Origin of the sequence: Novosphingobium sp. KN65.2 (assembly GCF_001368935.1) — a bacterium.
Lineage (GTDB): Bacteria > Pseudomonadota > Alphaproteobacteria > Sphingomonadales > Sphingomonadaceae > Novosphingobium > Novosphingobium mathurense.
The window spans coordinates 1-2400 of sequence record NZ_CCBH010000228.1; the positions used below are offsets into that span (position 1 = coordinate 1).

Below are 2400 nucleotides of genomic sequence, written 5' to 3' on the forward strand. Positions count from 1 at the left end.
TCACCGACCGCAAGAAGGACGTAATCAAATCGGGCGGCGAATGGATCAGCTCGATCGATCTGGAAAATATCGCGGCGGGATGTCCGGGCGTGAAGGTGGCGGCCGTGGCCGGCGTGCATCATCCCAAATGGGAAGAACGGCCGATCATGCTGGTCGAACCGCATGCAGGCAGCAATGTCACGTGTGAAGAGATAGCAGCATGGCTGGAACCTCGCATCGTCAAATGGTGGATGCCCGACCGCATCATCATCGACACCGTGCCGCTTACCGCCACGGGCAAGATCGACAAGAAGGCGATCCGCGACAGATATGGCCGGGTGCTTGCCGAGCCGGCCGTAGCACGGCTTCCCGAATGATCGAACAGGAGACGATAATGACCGATATCCTGGCGCCCGAAAGCAGGTTCGCCGATGCCGCCGATGGGCGCGTCCACTACCATAGCTGGGGCGAAGGACCGGCCATCATCCTGATCCACGGCGGTGGTCCAGGCGCCTATGGCTACAGCAATTACCGCAAGAATGTGGAACCGCTCTCCCAGCGCAATCGGGTAATCGTGCTCGATCTGCCCGGCTATGGCCAGTCCGCCCCGCGCGCGCAGCCCGACGGGCTCATCGTGTCGCTTGCCAGTGCGGTGCGCGACGTCATGGACCATGCCGGCATACAAACAGCCAGCCTGGTGGGCAACTCGCTCGGCGGCATGACCTCGCTGCGCTTCGCGCTCGACACCCCCGAGCGGATCGACATGCTGGTCCTGATGGGGCCTGGCGGTGGCCTGCCGGTCTTGTCACCGTTCCCGACAGAGGGGCTGCAGCGGATGCTCGACTTCTATGGCGGGGAAGGACCGACGCTCGAGAAGCTCGCGCGTGTCACCGACCTCCTCGTTTATGACCGCTCATCGATCACGCAGGAACTGCTGGAGGAGCGCCTGAAGATCGCTTCGCTTCCCGAGACGGTCGCCAATCCGCCGCTACGCACGTTGATGGCGCACCCCAAGGACCATCTGTGGAACCAGGGGCTCGACAGGATCACAAGCCCCACGCTCATCATCTGGGGCGCCGAGGATCGCGTCCTGCCGCTCGATGCCGGGTTCATCCTGCGCAAGCTCATCCCCAACGCCGACATGCACATCTTCTCGAAATGCGGCCACTGGGCTCAATGGGAACGTCCCGACGAGTTCAATGCACTGGTAAACCAGTTCGTCAATCGGTGACTCCTTACCAAGCTCAGTTCTTGGAGTCAGCAGACCCTGGGAAACTCGGACAACTTTTTGCAACGCGTGAGCGTTAGAGGTCATGGGAATGGCCAGGGCAAAGTATAAGATCGGGCCATGAACGGTTCGGCGTCCAAAGGGCGATTAGGGATCGGCGGGCGAATTGGCTGGCAGCGCCCACAACGACGTCGTTGCGAGCATACACCTGAATATGGTGGCGAGTTGGTCGGCTGACCGGTCGCCGACGGATCATCCCGCCGAGACCGCCTATCGCAGCACTCTAGGCCGAATTCAGTCACGCGAGTTCGGATATCGTTCTGTGCAGACGCATAAACCTAAGAGCGGCAAGTTGAGGCCATGCCGATGTAAAGGTCAATGTGCCGACGGGCGTCGCGTTGTTACCTGCAGAATTCATTCCCTGTCCGCCGCGTAACGTCGCCGAGCGCACCTATAACATCACACGCTGGCAACCGATGTCTGCAGTCGACGATTTGCCGCACGGGAGGAGCCGCTCGCCTTCGCGGGTGAGATACGTCGTCTTTCCATTTCCTCAAGCGCGCAGCCCTTAACACCGCCGAAGCACTGCCCCGCCAGACGGGGCCGGCGACGAATCGGAACGGACACAACCTGACCTTCTTTACCCGCTTCGGCGACTCCGATCACGGTCGATGCGCCTCGGCCTCGGTGGCACGCCGACAAATTCTACACTGCGTCATGTTTGATATTGTTATCAACTCTGATAACTGTGTTCCGAATTGTCCTTATCCGTCTCCAGTGCCTTACTCAACGAGTTCGCAACGACGACGATTCCTGAGAAAGGCAAATGCTTCAACGCAGCAGATTTTCCGATTTAACTTAATACAAACAATCACATCGCACTTTTCGATACGTCGCCATCTCAGATGGCACGGAAGTTGCTCCGTCACGATTTAGAAGGAGCGCCTAAGGATTGTCACCTGAGTCAAGTGCTGCGCCAGACAACAATCGCATCAGCGATGGACGCCTGCGCAGCCGTCATCAAAGACAAGGTCCACTTGAACGCAGCAATGAGAAAATCGCCGTCGTTGGATACGGCATCTGGAGATGAGAATGTCGAGTAAGACGGAAACCCAGCTTCTAACCCGCACTATTCATGAAGCATCAGTGGCGGACTTGTTTGGCGGCGATCAGTTGATGGCCAGGTGATGAGG

At 58.8% G+C, this 2400-nt stretch carries 1 protein-coding gene and 1 pseudogene; both read left to right on the forward strand.

The features are described 5' to 3' along the window. Positions 1-356: pseudogene (locus SPHV1_RS23820) on the forward strand (long-chain fatty acid--CoA ligase); the annotation flags it as partial. 17 nt (positions 357-373) lie between these two features. Further along, entirely contained in the window at positions 374-1210 is an 837-nt protein-coding gene (locus tag SPHV1_RS23825; protein ID WP_054948478.1) for an alpha/beta fold hydrolase, read from the forward strand. The last annotated feature ends 1190 nt before the right edge of the window (positions 1211-2400 follow it).